The following is a 13,319-nucleotide window of genomic DNA, read 5'->3' as shown; positions in this document are numbered from 1 at the left end:
GGGCGCGTTCCCTGGCAGCTTTTAGGCAGTCTACTAAAACGCTCTGAATAAAACAGCCGGTAGCTACAGGAAAATTGCTGACAGCATGAACATAATGAGCATAGGCCTGTTCAGGTTTTATAATGGGTAAATAAATTTATTTGACTTGCTAGGCTATGGCGGCCAACAAACCTAACAGCAACGGGAGATAGTGAAGGTATAATAAATAAGCGCGGGCGGCTGAATAAGGCTCGAATTGGAACTGAAAAACCAGCCAGCTTTTACGCGCTTCATTGTCAACTATCTGAATTACTGCCACATTGTTGTATAGAAAAGTTTTAAGAGTGCAATGCTTTTCTTAAAAAAGTACCGTTTAAAAAATTAAAGCAGTCGTATATGTTTTCGGGTCAGAAACCTGCAACCCTTAATTAGGCGTGGGTAATCTACCATAATTGTCAGGCTCATAAACAAACAGGTTTGGCTATTCTTTTACCTTAACCGTATAGCATCATGAAAAAAGGAATAAGATTACCCTCAGAATTAAGTTACAGCAACCGGCTCAAAAATGATTTAACAGCGCGCATTTTATATAACAAAGAAGTGAAAGCTAACGATACCAATCGGTTTTATGCTTATATTATTATTCCGGATTTTGGCCTTTATGCTTTTTCTGAAAATTAATTAGTACCCAACACCACCTGTTAAACTAACTTTTAAGTATTAATTTGCCTATAGCCTGGTACTAACCAGGCTTTTCTGTTTACTACCGTTTTTTAATTAGCCGTTTTTTAAATGCCGCAGTTAAACTACTTAACTACCCCGCAACGTATAATACCTGTTGTACTTAAATTATTAAATATTTAGCCGCTAGCTATAAGCTAAGTTTGGCAATTGAGTTCTTACAACAGGCCTAAACGCCTGCTTTAAATATTTCCGGAACAGTTAAACACCTTGATAAAGATAAAAAATGGCAGCTAATTTAGAACAGATAGGAACCCGGCTTCGCTTTTTCATGAAAATTAAAGGCATGGATATTTTTGCCTTAGGCGAATTTACCAACACATCTGCCATTTTAATTTCAAATATTATTGCGGGTAAAAATTATTGCATGGACGATTTATTATCGGTACTGAATAATATACCCGAACTAAATCCGCATTGGGTAATTTACGGCGAAGGCAATATTTTTAAATCTGATACTACGCCGCACGATGCAGATAGCGCAACCATGCAAAAGCACCGCCTTAAGCACCTGCAAGAAATGCAGCACTTACTCGAAACGCTGGATGCCATTGAAAAATCGAAGAAAAATAAATCGCAGATTGATGATTTGAAAGCCCGGATTACCGAATTAACCCGCAAGTTGTAATAATTGCGCCTAAATTTATTTTAAGCCGGCAACTTACCGGATCGGCTAACCTTTTATAAAACCAAAAGCCTGCTTGTTTAATTAACTTAAACAGGCAGGCTTTGTTTTATAATAAATGGGCCAGGTGGGCAATAATCCTTGGGCGGCCTCCTTATTATGGGCTCTTCAGGAGAGAGAGCCGTTATCAGTTGATTAATTTCTTTATTTCAACCACACAAACTTAAAATTGGGTATGGCTAAAAAGGTGTTTTTTAAGAGTTCTGAAAAGTAAATTTAATCGATAAGCTGTAATTAAGATACTTGATAATGTGCCGATTCGCTTCTAGCTGAAGAATTTTTCGACTTAGAGCCGTTATAAGAGTTTTGGTTGTTAGGAGATTTAACTTCTTCTTTTCTTTGCTTTTTTTCTGCAGCTATATAGCTTAAGAAATTACCTTTTGTTTTCATACGCGTTTAAAGTTTATGTGAGTTAGTTACAATTTTAAGAGCTCGGATTTAATTATTTTCGTATTATTTATAAATATTACGATTTAAAGGTACAACTTAATTAGTGTATTGTCAACTACATGTTTGGGTAGGTTTAATTAAATTTTTTCTGACTTAGTTTCTATTACAATTTTTCATTTTTTACCCCCAATTCGCCGGTAACAACCTTGCTAATTACCTGCGCTTTGCTATGTACATTGAGCTTTTTGTAAATATTACGCAAATGGTATCGCACGGTATCCAGGGCAACATCCAGCTTAAAAGCGATTAATTTATAACTCATGCCTTCTACCAAACACTGGACAATTTCTTTTTCCCGATCGGTTAGTACATCTTCAAAATCTTCTTGCGACCGGAAAAAATCCAACATCCGCCTAACCATAACCGGTACAATGTAAGCCCCGCCCTGCCGGCTACCCAAGATCGCTTCTTTTAGTTGCGCCAGGGGCGTATGCCGGGGCAAGTACCCTATTACGCCGGCCCGCAATAGGGTTATAACCTTCTTTGTGTCAGGACTATTAGCCAATATTATTATTTCGATTTCCGGATTCGTTTCCTTTACTTTTCTTAACTGTGTCGGCGATAATTTGCTTAGGTTATCGTCGGCCAGGCTAATTAACAGCACGTGCAAAACTCCGTTTCTTGGTAGCATAGTAAGCGCCTCCAAAACAGAATTGCTAACCCAGGCACACTTTAACTCCCGTTGTGCATCAATAAAATTTTTGAGCTCCAGCTTGGTCTGTTCATTTTCATCAATAATAGCAACCTTAACCATTGTCAACTGCTTAAAAGTCTATCAGGATACTTATTGGTTGCTCTCTCTCAATCAATTTCTTTCAAATTTCTAAACCCACAGGAGGCGTATAGTGCCCTTATGACTTAGAAAGATTTAATTTATTCAAATTTAGGTGCTAGACAGATACGAGGGTATACCCAATTTTGGGTATTTATAGGAAAATAATACTTAATTTTTAGCTTTAGGAAAGTATAACTACGGAAGAATTTCGGTTTGAATGAAAGCGGAACGCTCGTTCGGGAATATTTCGAGATAGGTTTGCCGGTTTTTGAGGCTTTCTTTTTTAAGATATTCGAATAAGGCAGGGTAAAGTTTTTTAGGCGATAACATGTAGTGCGCGTTAATGGTAGCCTGCACTACTTTTTTGCCGCCAGGTAGTTTTTGTAACTGGTACCCGGCCGGCAGTTGCGCAGTTGTATCCTGAATAAGAATACCAATAAAAGCTTTCAGACTATCGGTTTGCTTTTCGGGGCTGTTATAATAAATATTGGCTAATTGGCCGGCTAATTCTTTTTTCTCTAAAACTTCTGCCGCTTTCCGGAACACAAGGCCCAATTCTTCTCCTTCTATAGGGCCCGCATAATAAGTACCGGCTATGTACTGGGTTTTGGATGTGGTAACTTTAATTTCAGGATTATTAAAACCACCTAAATAGGCATAAACCGAAAAACCTACCACCAGCACTAATAATATTAACCCTAAAAAAAATTTATTCACGTTCGTATTCTAACTAAATATTATGTATCTGATTAGCTCTTGGCTAATATTTTTTTAAACGTACCAATATTAACTCAGCACATCTTTGTATTGCATCTGGTACAATTGCGCGTAGTAACCTTGCTGTTGCAGCAATTCTTCGTGGTTACCAGTTTCTTTTATTTCGCCTTTGTCCATCACAATAATTTTATCGGCTTTCTGAATGGTAGACAAACGGTGCGCAATTACAATAGAGGTACGGCCTTGCATTAACCGGTCGATGGCGTAGCGAATCAGTTCTTCAGTTTCGGAATCTACCGAAGAAGTGGCCTCGTCGAGAATAATAATGCGGGGATTATACACCATGGCCCGCACAAACGAAATTAATTGCCGCTGCCCCACCGATAAAGTAGCACCCCGTTCCATTACTTTGTAATCTAACCCTTCGGGCAGGCGTTCAATAAATTTGCGGGCACCTACCATTTCGGCGGCTTCCCAAATTTGCTCGCGCGTAATATGGGGGTTACCCAAACTAATATTATCGGCAATAGAACCCGAAAACAAAAATACATCTTGCAGCACTACCCCAATATGCCGGCGCAGTACATCTAAATCGTATTCTGTTAAATCAACGCCATCGACCTTAATGGTACCTTTGTTTATTTCGTAAAAACGGCTTAATAAATTTATGATAGACGTTTTACCAGCGCCGGTAGCCCCTACAAAAGCAACCGTTTGCCCGGCTTTTACTTCAAAAGAAATATCGCGTAATACATACTCCTCGTTGTTATAAGCAAACCACACGCGCTCAAAAGATACATCGCCCCGAATAGTAGCGGGTGCATAGGTACCGGTATCTGATATTAATTCTTTGGAATCGAGTAGGCGCACAATGCGCTCGGTACTTACCACACCCAGTTGCAAGGTATTAAAACGGTCGGCAATTTGCCGGATGGGCCGGAAAAACATGGCTATGTACATGATAAAGGCAATAAGCGTACCCAGCGTTACTTCTTCGTTTATAACACCGCGTGCCCCGTACCAAACCAATAAGCCGGTACCGGTTGCCCCAATTACTTCGGCCACCGGAAAATATATAGAATAATAGAGTACCGACCGGATTTGGGCTTGGGTATGCTCCTGGTTTATTTTCTGGAATTTCCGTTCTTCGCGGGCTTCGTTGTTAAATATTTGCACGATGTTCATGCCGGTAATATGTTCCTGCACAAACGCATTTAAATTAGCCACGGCCGTACGCACCTCCTGAAAAGATTTCTTTACTTTCTCTTTGAAAATATACGTGCTGATAAACAAAAACGGGAAGGTAGCCAAACTCACCAAAGTCAGCTTCCAGTCGATGTAGAGCATATAGCCCAGGATAAAGACGAGCTGCAGAATATCGCCCGACATGGCCGCTAGCCCTTCGGAGAACACATCCGATAGCTGCTCCACATCCGAAACGTTACGGGTTACCAGCGTACCAATGGGAGTACGGTCGTAGAATTTAAGCCGGAGTTTTAAGATATGCTTGTACAGCAACACCCGTATATCGCGCACAATATGCTGGCCCAGCCAGCCGGCAAAATACGTATGCAAATATTCCACGCCCGTGTGCACAATCAGCAATACACCCAACCCGATAAACATTTTAGTGAGGCCATCTAAATCGCCGACCATAATGTGGTTATCTACGGTGTACTGCACCAGAAAAGGCCGCAGCGCCGCCAATACCGCCGAAGTAACGGTGAGAAATATAATGAAATAAAATATGCGCTTATAAGGCTTAACAAAGGCATAGAGGCGCTTCAGAGTTGTAAAATCGAAGGTGCTGCCTGCCTGTTTACCGGTTTTCTGTTCCAATAGTAAATTCCTTTTTTAAAACAGCCGGAAGGCTACCGGCTAAACGTTGCTGCTAAAAAATATAACGGCAAAGCTACTACTTTTATTCGTAGCCCGCAGCCTTAGGTGTAACTGCTAAAGCAAGGCAGAGGTTTTATCTTGTATAAATTTTTCTTTCTGGTCGGCAAAATAACCTTCCGGGTAAGTTACCTGGGTTAAGAATAAGCCGGCAGCCGGTGCCGCAGCACTAGCTTTTCGCCGATCCTGGGCAGTCAGAATATTCTTAAAATCTTTGGGCGATATTTTACCGGTTCCTACATCCAGCAAAGTACCTACTACCAGGCGCACCATACCGCGCAAAAACCGGTTAGCCCGGATGGTAAAGCGTAAGCCGTTTTCAATTTCTTCCCAATACGCCGCGTGCATGCGGCAGCGGTAATGCAAGGTATCGCCTTTAACTTTCGAAAAGGTAGTAAAATCTTCATGGGTTAAAAGTTGGGCTGCCGCTTCGTTCAATAAATGAATATTTACGGATCGGTTTAGGTAATGCGCGTATCGTTGCAGAAACGGATTCTTCACCTGCGTAATGTGGTATTCGTAGGTGCGGGCCACGGCATCGAAGCGGGCGTGTGCCTCCGGCCCCACCGGGTAAAGCTTGATGGCGCTGATATCTGTTGGCAACAAGCGGTTGAGTCGGTAACACAAACTAGCTTCCTCGGGTAAAGCTTGGGCCAGGTCGAAATGGGCAAACTGCTGGGCCGCGTGTACGCCGGTATCGGTGCGACCGCTACCCAAGGTTTCAATGGGTTGCCGCAAAATAGTTGAAAGGCATTTATCTAATATTTCCTGCACCGTACGGGCATTGGGTTGGGTTTGCCAGCCGTGGTAATCAGTGCCGTCGTAAGCCAGTTCTAAAAAATATCGCATTAATTTTAATGTGCTAATGTGCTAATGTGCTAATGTGCTGATGTGTTAATTTTTTAATGTGCTAATGTGGTAATTAGAATATTTAAAGAGTCTTAGGCTAAGAGAAACAGACAATGATTAATTTAGAAAAGAACGTAAAACTTACTACTTATAACTTAATACTTACAACTCTAAACCTAACACTTCTCATAAATAACGGCGGCTCCTTGTCCTACCCCTACGCACATTGTTGCCAGGCTGTAACGAATATTCTGGCGTTTTTGCATTTCGTGGATGAGCGTAGCCGAAATACGGGTACCGCTTGCGCCTAACGGATGACCAATGGCAATAGCACCGCCGTTTACATTTACTTTTTTCGGGTCGAGGTTTAAGTCTTGTATACACGCAAGCGCCTGTGCGGCAAAGGCCTCGTTCAATTCAATCAAATCTAAATCGTTGCTAGTTAGGTTGGCAAGTTTTAAAGCTTTTTGCGTAGCTGGTACCGGGCCCATGCCCATAATATCCGGCGAAACACCCGCTACTGCAGCAGCAACAATCCGGGCTAGCGGCTTTAAATTATAGCGGGTTAGGATATTTTCGCTCACCACTAAGCAAGCCGCGGCACCATCGTTAATACCCGACGAATTACCGGCGGTAACCGTTCCGTTCTCGGGCAGAAAAGCCGGTTTAAGGGCAGCTAATTTCTCGGGGCTGGTTAAGCGCGGATGCTCGTCAACGGCAAATAATACAGGTTCACCAGATTTTTGTGGTACTGTAACCGCTACCAGTTCCTGCTCGAAAGCCCCTCTGGCAGCCGCTGCTTGGTATTTTTGTTGCGAGTTATAAGCAAATTCGTCCTGTTGCTCACGGGTAATTTGCCATTGGCGGGCCACATTCTCGGCGGTTTCGCCCATAGAATACGGGTGGTGCAGTTGCGCTAATTTCTTATTAATAAAGCGCCAGCCCATAGTAGTATCGTAAATTTGCGGGTCGCGGGCAAAAGGGATTTCGGACTTAGCCATTACAAAGGGCGCACGGGTCATGCTTTCTACGCCGCCGGCAATATACACCTCGCCATCACCGCTCCTAATTGCCCGACTGGCATCTATAATGGCTTGCAAACCAGAAGCACACAAGCGGTTTACCGTTACGCCCGGCACTTCTACGGGTAAGCCAGCCAGCAAAGCCGCCATGCGGGCCACGTTGCGGTTATCTTCGCCGGCCTGGTTGGCCGCTCCCAATATTACATCGTCTACCAGCAACGGCTCAATAGCCGGATTACGAGCCAGCAATTCCTGTATAACATGGGCCGCCAGGTCATCGGGACGGACGGTACTCAGGGCTCCGCCTAACTTTCCGATGGGTGTCCGCACTAAATCCACAATATATGCTGCCTGCATGGTTTTACTTTCGGCTAGGTTTACCTAATTTTGTAACTGATTTGCAAGTTAATTAACGATACTATGATCCAAAGAATTCAAAGTGTATTTCTGCTAATATTGGTAATTGCCATGGTAAGCCTGTTGTTTTTGCCTTTGTGGGCTAAGACCAATCCGGATAATAACCAGGAAGTTGTTTTAACCGCTTTCTCTTTAAGCACCCAGGCCGTTACGCCTACTGATGCAGCCAGCACCATTGGCACGATTAACCGGAACACCATAGCCATTGGCGGGTTAGCCATTGTTATTGCCTTGGTAGCCCTTTACGAAATTTTTCAGTTTAAAAACCGGTTTACCCAAATTAAACTGGGTTTGCTTAACTCGTTGTTACTGGCGGCTCTAATTGGTACTATTTTTTATTATTCATCGTACGAGGGCGATGCATTGATAAAAACAACTACGCCGGGTAAGTACCAGGCCGGCTTTTATTTGCCCTTACTGGGGTTAGTGGTAAACTCCCTGGCTAACCGCTTCATCAAACGCGACGAGGATTTGGTTCGCTCCGTAGATCGGTTACGGTAAGCTTAAAAAGATGCTACTATTTTCCAAATGAATAAAAAAGCCCTTGTTAAAAACAAGGGCTTTTTTATTCATTTGGTCGCTACCATCCGGCAAGCAATCAATTCTAATTTTTTACTTAGCCAGGTCATTAATATATCTTTCGAGTTCCCGGGCGCTCGACTCAAAGGTAAAAGCATCGTAAACCAGGTAAAAATTGCGGCGGTCGCACACGTTGTTGTAAGCAAACTTAGCTAAATCAGTTTTCCGGTTATCAAAGCTAAACTGTTTCATTACCCGCTTCAAGTCCTCGGCGTAAATCGTGCTCTGGCCGATTACCTGCTTGGCCAACGATAACTTATCATCGTCGAAGGGGCGGCTGGACAGCGTATTAAAAAAGCGCTCAAATTCGGCGCCGGCCAATAAATCCGGACAAACATTATCGCGGTTGCGGTCATCATTCCGGTCGGGGTAATCCGGACGCGGACGCGGTGGTTCGGGTACCGGATACGGTGGAGGCACAACACCTCCGTTTATTGGGTAACGGCCTACTCTATTTAAAACTACCCGGGGGCGACGGCCAACTACCTGCACCACAAACTCCGTTTCGTAACCAGGCTCTAAGAATATGCGGGCGCGGTGTACTAATGCCCCATAACGGTCCGGGAACCGGATTTCCGCAGCATGGTACCCAGCCGGAATATCATTTAGCCGTAAGCGGTCAGTAGGATTGCGGTTAATTAAACGGCCGTCGATGGCTACCAGAAAGGGCTCTCCGCGTTTGGAGGCAAAAGCGACGCTGGCACGACTGGCATAGGCTTGTTGGGTCCAGAGGAGCATTCCGAAGAATAAGACCACTAAAGATTTCATAGGGGTAAGTGTTAGGTGTAAAGTTTATATCATACTTACCCAAAGCCAATTATTATGCCAAATAATCTATATAGGCTAGTGATATACTTAACCGTCGACGAACAGCAATATTAGGGGGTGAAATAAGAGAGCTAAAGCCAATTGGAAATACTTTCCTTTGACTTCGATTTACCGGCTTTCACCAGTGCAGCGGGCATCTCATTTTCTCTTGGCTGTACTTAACCCTTCCGCCCTCCGGGCACCTTCCCTAAATTAGGGGAGGAGTTGCGGCTAATGCTTTAGATAGGCCTAAGTTTTGCATTAGCCCGGCTCCCCGCCTTAGCTAAGGAGGGGCAGGGGTGGTTTGATTTACAATACTCCTTTCTCTGCTACTAATATTAGCAGCCAGCGTTCGGCAGACATCTCACTAACAGGACACAGGCGCTGGCCTTAGCTAAATTCTAGGCCTGATGATCCGCTAATACTCAAACTGGCCGTAAGGGCTTGTAATGGTTAGGCGGTTGGTATCGGAAGCTTCTACGCGGCCAACTATTTGGGCAGGTATGTTATAGCTGGCGGCAATATTTATTAAGTCCTGGGCATACTGCTCGGATAGGTATATTTCCAGTCGATGACCCATGTTAAATACTTTGTACATCTCTTGCCAACTGGTCTGGCTTTCTTCCTGAATAATGCGGAACAAAGGCGGAATCTGGAAAAGATTATCTTTAATAATATGCACCTGCTCCGTAAAGTGCAGCACTTTGGTTTGGGCGCCACCGCTGCAATGCACCATACCGTGAATATTGGCCCGGTGTTGTTGCAATGTTTCGCGCACCACCGGCGCATATGTACGGGTGGGAGATAAAACCAATTTGCCCATGGTAATCCCTACTTCAGGTACCACATCGGTTAGCTTATATTGGCCGGAGTAAACCAAATCAGCAGGCACATTAGGGTCAAAGCTTTCGGGGTATTGCTGGGCTAAATATTTGGCGAATACATCGTGGCGGGCCGAGGTGAGGCCGTTGCTGCCCATACCGCCGTTGTACTCGGTTTCGTAAGTGGCCTGCCCATCCGAAGCAAAACCTACAATTACATCGCCGGGTTGTATGGTGTGGTTAGAAATTACTTCGTCGCGGCGCATCCGGGCGGTAACGGTACTATCTACAATAATGGTGCGGACCAAATCGCCTACATCGGCGGTTTCGCCGCCGGTGCTGTAAATGCCCATACCGTTATCCCGCAGCAGTTGCAATATTTCTTCGGTACCGTTAATAATAGCGGCAATCACTTCGCCGGGTACCAAATTTTTATTCCGGCCAATGGTAGAAGAAAGTAAAATATTATCAATGGCGCCGACGCACAGCAAATCATCCACATTCATGATAATGGCATCCTGGGCAATTCCTTTCCAAACCGATAAATCGCCGGTTTCTTTCCAATACAGATAAGCCAGCGCCGATTTGGTGCCCGCGCCGTCGGCGTGCATAATATTGCAGAAATCGGGATCGCCGGCTAATAAATCCGGAATTATTTTGCAGAATGCCTTCGGGAATAAGCCTTTATCAATATTTTTGATAGCAGCGTGTACGTCTTCTTTAGAAGCCGATACGCCGCGCCGGAGATAGCGATTTTCCATGATTTCGTTGTTCGTTACTCGTTATTCGTTGTTCGATTTAATTAATTTAAAATCAGCAACGCGCACGACAGTGCAAAAATAAGAAAGCCGCTCTAATAAGCGGCTTTCTCATAATAATTCCTCAAAGATAATCTTAAAACATTTTCTCGAATAACGAACAACGAGTAACGAACAACGAAATTATTCCGTTATCCGGGTAACTTTAAACTCGGTACGGCGGTTGCGTTGGTGTTCTTCTTCAGTTTTAGCGTTTTTCACAATTAACCGGGTTTCGCCGTAGCCTTTAGCCGTTACCCGTTTAGGGTCGATGCCTTTGGATATAATATAAGCTACGGCCGATTTAGCCCGCCTATCTGATAAATCTAAGTTATAAGCATCTTTCCCGCGTACGTCGGTGTGGGAACTTAGCTCAATCGTAATTTTCGGGTTATCTACCAGCGTTTGCACCAGTTTATCTAATTCCTGCGCCGCATCTGCCCTAATATCGGCTTTATCTAAATCGTAGTAAATATTCTCGACCACAATGGGCTTGTTTTTCACTATTTTAGACAGCGTTAAGGTAGCCGATAAACGAATATCGGTTAAAGGTTTGGTAAGCGAAGCTTGCGGTGGCGTTTTACCTTGCGTAGTTACCGCTTGGCGGGCAGCAAAATAGCCGGGCCGCTGCGCAATAATAGAATACGTGCTGGCGGTATCGAGCGAAAAACTTAATACACCGGCTTCGTTGGTTAGTTCATCTTCTATGCGTTTGCCTTGCGCATCTTGTAAAGTAACCCGAATATTATTAATTGGTTTGGTACCGGCATTGCCTTCCAATTGCTCCAGTACTTTTACATCCAGAAAGAAAGCTACCAATTTAGGCTGATTCTTTTTGAAGAAGTAAATATCGTCGCTGCCCTTACCGCCTTCGCGTTCCGAAGAAAATAACCCGGATTCCGCGCTTAAGGGGTAAATACCAAAATCATCGCCGGTAGAATTAATCTCGCCCCCCATATTTACGACCTTGTTATCTACCACCTTGTAAATATCGAGTTTGCCCAAGCCTGGATGCCCATCCGAAGCAAAATAGAAAGTACCATCTTCGCCAACGGCCGGGAAGCTTTCGTTACCGGGGGTATTGATGGGCGCACCCAGGTTTTCGGGTGCCGAGAAATTACCGGCATCATCGAGGGTGGCTTTGTAAATATCGGTACCGCCCTGGCCCCCTTTGCGGTCGGAGGCGAAGTAAAGCGTTTTACCGTCGGGCGCTAAAAATGGCGTAGAATCCCAGGCATCGGTTTTGTTCAACCGAATCAGGCGGGGCTCCGACCAGGCACCAGATCTAAATCTCGAAATAAATAAATCTACATTCTCTCTACCTTTTTTAGTGCCTTCGTTGCCGCGGGCAAATATTACGGTTTTGCCATCGGGCGTAAAAGTTGCTACCGCATCGTGAATGCCGGATAAATTCAGGAGGGCTTCGTACTTGCGCACCGAACCGGCACTGAGCATATCGTTGGGGTTGCTGGGTTTAAAGGCGTATAAATCGGTAAAGCCCTGGCCGTTGCCTTTAAATACAGCACCGCCGCCGCGCGACGAGGCAAATATTACTTCACCTTCGGCCATAGCCACTCCAAAATCTGCTGCTTCGGAATTTATTTGCTCCAGCGGCGTTATTTCGTAATAATTTTTAGCTTTTAATACTTGGGGCAATTCGGCCAGGTTAGCTACTTCGCGCTTAGCCCGCTCTACAGCCACTTTGTTGGCCCCTACCTGAATATATTTACTTAGTTCGGTGCTGGCTTCGGTGTATTTACCGTTGGCCTGCAGTGCCAAACCGTAGTTCAGAAACACATCGTCTTTTTTATAGCCGTTATCCAGCGCCGCTTTGTAAAAAGGCTCGGCCAATTGGATGCGGTTAGATAACCGATACGATTCGGCTAGTTTGTAGTTAAGTTCAGCATTATTTTCCTTGCCTTTCAGGGCTTTCTGGTAAAGCGCAATCGCCGATTGATATTCTTCGCGGGCAAAGAGTTTATCGGCCTTGCTAACTTTATCGAGAACGGCACAAGCCGCCAGCGATACAAAAAGGAAGAGATAAAGGAGCGTATATATTTTATGCTTCATTAATTTTTCTGCAGCAGTTTATAAAACAGGGTAATAAAAAGGAATAAAAGCAATATTACAACGATTTTCTCCTTTATATATTATTTTAAAAATACCGTGCCAGCCAGGTTTCTTTTGCCGGTTTAGGCCAACTGTTTAATACCTGACCGGCCGTAGGCACGGTATTATCAAAATACAGGCTATCGGCTTGCAATTCGCCGCTGCTAATTTTTTCTTTTACGGCTTTAAGCGGCACTACTTCTACGCCGTTATCTTTAAAGAAAGCCAGTTGCGTCCGGTCGAAAAATGATACGTTTAATCTTTGTTCGAGTTCTTTTACAAACCGGACCGATGCATCTATGGAGCAACCACTGGGAGAGTTTACATCTTCGTTGTTGGCGATTACCAGAAACCGATTATGAAATATTTGGGCCGAAGCCTGCAAGGTCTCGCCATGGCTGGTCCATTCCGTAGAAAATTGCGCGAGTACCGTACCTAGCGCGGCTACTTCTTCTTCGGTTAAAGCACGACTGGCCTGGTAAATCCAAACCCGGGCATTCGCCGGTAATTGACTAAATGGGATATACATTTTTACTGTTAATTGTTGAATTGTTAGATTATCGAATTGTTGAATTGTTAGATTATCGAATTGTTAGATTGTTGAATTGTTGGATGGTTAATTGCTGAATTGTTGGATGGTTAAATTGTTTTATGAGTTGATTGCTGAATGATGGC

General features: G+C 44.1%; 13 protein-coding genes. 3 read left to right on the top strand and 10 right to left on the bottom strand.

Annotated features, from left to right (window positions below; genetic code table 11):
- The first annotated feature begins 489 nt into the window (after positions 1-489).
- Complete coding sequence (locus F0145_RS26235; protein ID WP_190277558.1) at positions 490-660, top strand: hypothetical protein; 171 nt, start codon at positions 490-492, stop codon at positions 658-660.
- A gap of 286 nt (positions 661-946) precedes the next feature.
- Positions 947-1,348 carry a hypothetical protein gene (locus tag F0145_RS14630; protein WP_150089183.1) on the top strand — a complete coding sequence of 134 codons (402 nt, stop codon included), beginning with the start codon at positions 947-949 and terminating at the stop codon, positions 1,346-1,348.
- Between the two features lie 291 nt (positions 1,349-1,639).
- Here the strand turns inward: F0145_RS14630 and F0145_RS26230 are convergent, their stop codons facing one another.
- From F0145_RS26230 to F0145_RS14605, 6 genes are all read right to left on the bottom strand, one after another.
- Positions 1,640-1,795, bottom strand: a complete 156-nt coding sequence (locus F0145_RS26230) for a hypothetical protein (protein ID WP_190277557.1) — start codon at positions 1,793-1,795, stop codon at positions 1,640-1,642.
- Between the two features lie 163 nt (positions 1,796-1,958).
- On the bottom strand, positions 1,959-2,609 hold the full coding sequence (locus F0145_RS14625) for a response regulator transcription factor (protein ID WP_150089181.1): 651 nt from the start codon (positions 2,607-2,609) through the stop codon (positions 1,959-1,961).
- 216 nt (positions 2,610-2,825) lie between these two features.
- Positions 2,826-3,347, bottom strand: coding sequence for a hypothetical protein (locus F0145_RS14620; protein ID WP_150089179.1), 522 nt, complete (start codon positions 3,345-3,347; stop codon positions 2,826-2,828).
- A 69-nt stretch (positions 3,348-3,416) separates the two neighbouring features.
- Entirely contained in the window at positions 3,417-5,186 is a 1,770-nt protein-coding gene (locus F0145_RS14615) for an ABC transporter ATP-binding protein (protein ID WP_150089177.1), read from the bottom strand.
- Positions 5,187-5,300: 114 nt separating this feature from the next.
- Positions 5,301-6,092 carry a tRNA pseudouridine(38-40) synthase TruA gene (gene truA / locus F0145_RS14610; protein ID WP_150089175.1) on the bottom strand — a complete coding sequence of 264 codons (792 nt, stop codon included), beginning with the start codon at positions 6,090-6,092 and terminating at the stop codon, positions 5,301-5,303.
- Positions 6,093-6,268: 176 nt separating this feature from the next.
- Positions 6,269-7,471, bottom strand: a complete 1,203-nt coding sequence (locus F0145_RS14605; RefSeq protein ID WP_150089173.1) for an acetyl-CoA C-acyltransferase — start codon at positions 7,469-7,471, stop codon at positions 6,269-6,271.
- 63 nt (positions 7,472-7,534) lie between these two features.
- On the opposite strand from F0145_RS14605, the gene F0145_RS14600 reads away from it, so the two are divergent.
- On the top strand, positions 7,535-8,032 hold the full coding sequence (locus F0145_RS14600) for a DUF4293 domain-containing protein (RefSeq protein WP_150089171.1): 498 nt from the start codon (positions 7,535-7,537) through the stop codon (positions 8,030-8,032).
- A gap of 111 nt (positions 8,033-8,143) precedes the next feature.
- Here the strand turns inward: F0145_RS14600 and F0145_RS14595 are convergent, their stop codons facing one another.
- The 4 genes from F0145_RS14595 to F0145_RS14580 all read right to left on the bottom strand — a co-directional run bounded on the left by F0145_RS14595 (position 8,144) and on the right by F0145_RS14580 (position 13,173).
- Positions 8,144-8,878 carry a DUF4476 domain-containing protein gene (locus tag F0145_RS14595; protein ID WP_150089169.1) on the bottom strand — a complete coding sequence of 245 codons (735 nt, stop codon included), beginning with the start codon at positions 8,876-8,878 and terminating at the stop codon, positions 8,144-8,146.
- Between the two features lie 457 nt (positions 8,879-9,335).
- Positions 9,336-10,499, bottom strand: coding sequence for an AIR synthase related protein (locus F0145_RS14590; RefSeq protein ID WP_150089167.1), 1,164 nt, complete (start codon positions 10,497-10,499; stop codon positions 9,336-9,338).
- Between the two features lie 180 nt (positions 10,500-10,679).
- The gene (locus tag F0145_RS14585; RefSeq protein WP_150089165.1) at positions 10,680-12,605 is read right to left on the bottom strand and encodes an OmpA family protein; all 1,926 of its coding nucleotides are present in this window, start codon (positions 12,603-12,605) and stop codon (positions 10,680-10,682) included.
- An 85-nt stretch (positions 12,606-12,690) separates the two neighbouring features.
- Positions 12,691-13,173, bottom strand: coding sequence for a hypothetical protein (locus F0145_RS14580; protein ID WP_150089163.1), 483 nt, complete (start codon positions 13,171-13,173; stop codon positions 12,691-12,693).
- Positions 13,174-13,319 lie beyond the last annotated feature (146 nt).

This window comes from Adhaeribacter rhizoryzae, from assembly GCF_008629685.1.
GTDB lineage: Bacteria > Bacteroidota > Bacteroidia > Cytophagales > Hymenobacteraceae > Adhaeribacter > Adhaeribacter rhizoryzae.
This window is presented reverse-complemented; position numbering and strand designations above follow the sequence as displayed.

Coding starts and splice junctions, on each gene's coding strand:
- F0145_RS14595 (WP_150089169.1), bottom strand. CDS start 8,878: ATGAAATCTTTAGTGGTCTTATTCTTCGGAATGCTCCTCTGGACCCAA.
- F0145_RS14625 (WP_150089181.1), bottom strand. CDS start 2,609: ATGGTTAAGGTTGCTATTATTGATGAAAATGAACAGACCAAGCTGGAG.
- truA (WP_150089175.1), bottom strand. CDS start 6,092: ATGCGATATTTTTTAGAACTGGCTTACGACGGCACTGATTACCACGGC.
- F0145_RS14585 (WP_150089165.1), bottom strand. CDS start 12,605: ATGAAGCATAAAATATATACGCTCCTTTATCTCTTCCTTTTTGTATCG.
- F0145_RS14590 (WP_150089167.1), bottom strand. CDS start 10,499: ATGGAAAATCGCTATCTCCGGCGCGGCGTATCGGCTTCTAAAGAAGAC.
- F0145_RS26230 (WP_190277557.1), bottom strand. CDS start 1,795: ATGAAAACAAAAGGTAATTTCTTAAGCTATATAGCTGCAGAAAAAAAG.
- F0145_RS14630 (WP_150089183.1), top strand. CDS start 947: ATGGCAGCTAATTTAGAACAGATAGGAACCCGGCTTCGCTTTTTCATG.
- F0145_RS26235 (WP_190277558.1), top strand. CDS start 490: ATGAAAAAAGGAATAAGATTACCCTCAGAATTAAGTTACAGCAACCGG.
- F0145_RS14600 (WP_150089171.1), top strand. CDS start 7,535: ATGATCCAAAGAATTCAAAGTGTATTTCTGCTAATATTGGTAATTGCC.
- F0145_RS14580 (WP_150089163.1), bottom strand. CDS start 13,173: ATGTATATCCCATTTAGTCAATTACCGGCGAATGCCCGGGTTTGGATT.
- F0145_RS14605 (WP_150089173.1), bottom strand. CDS start 7,471: ATGCAGGCAGCATATATTGTGGATTTAGTGCGGACACCCATCGGAAAG.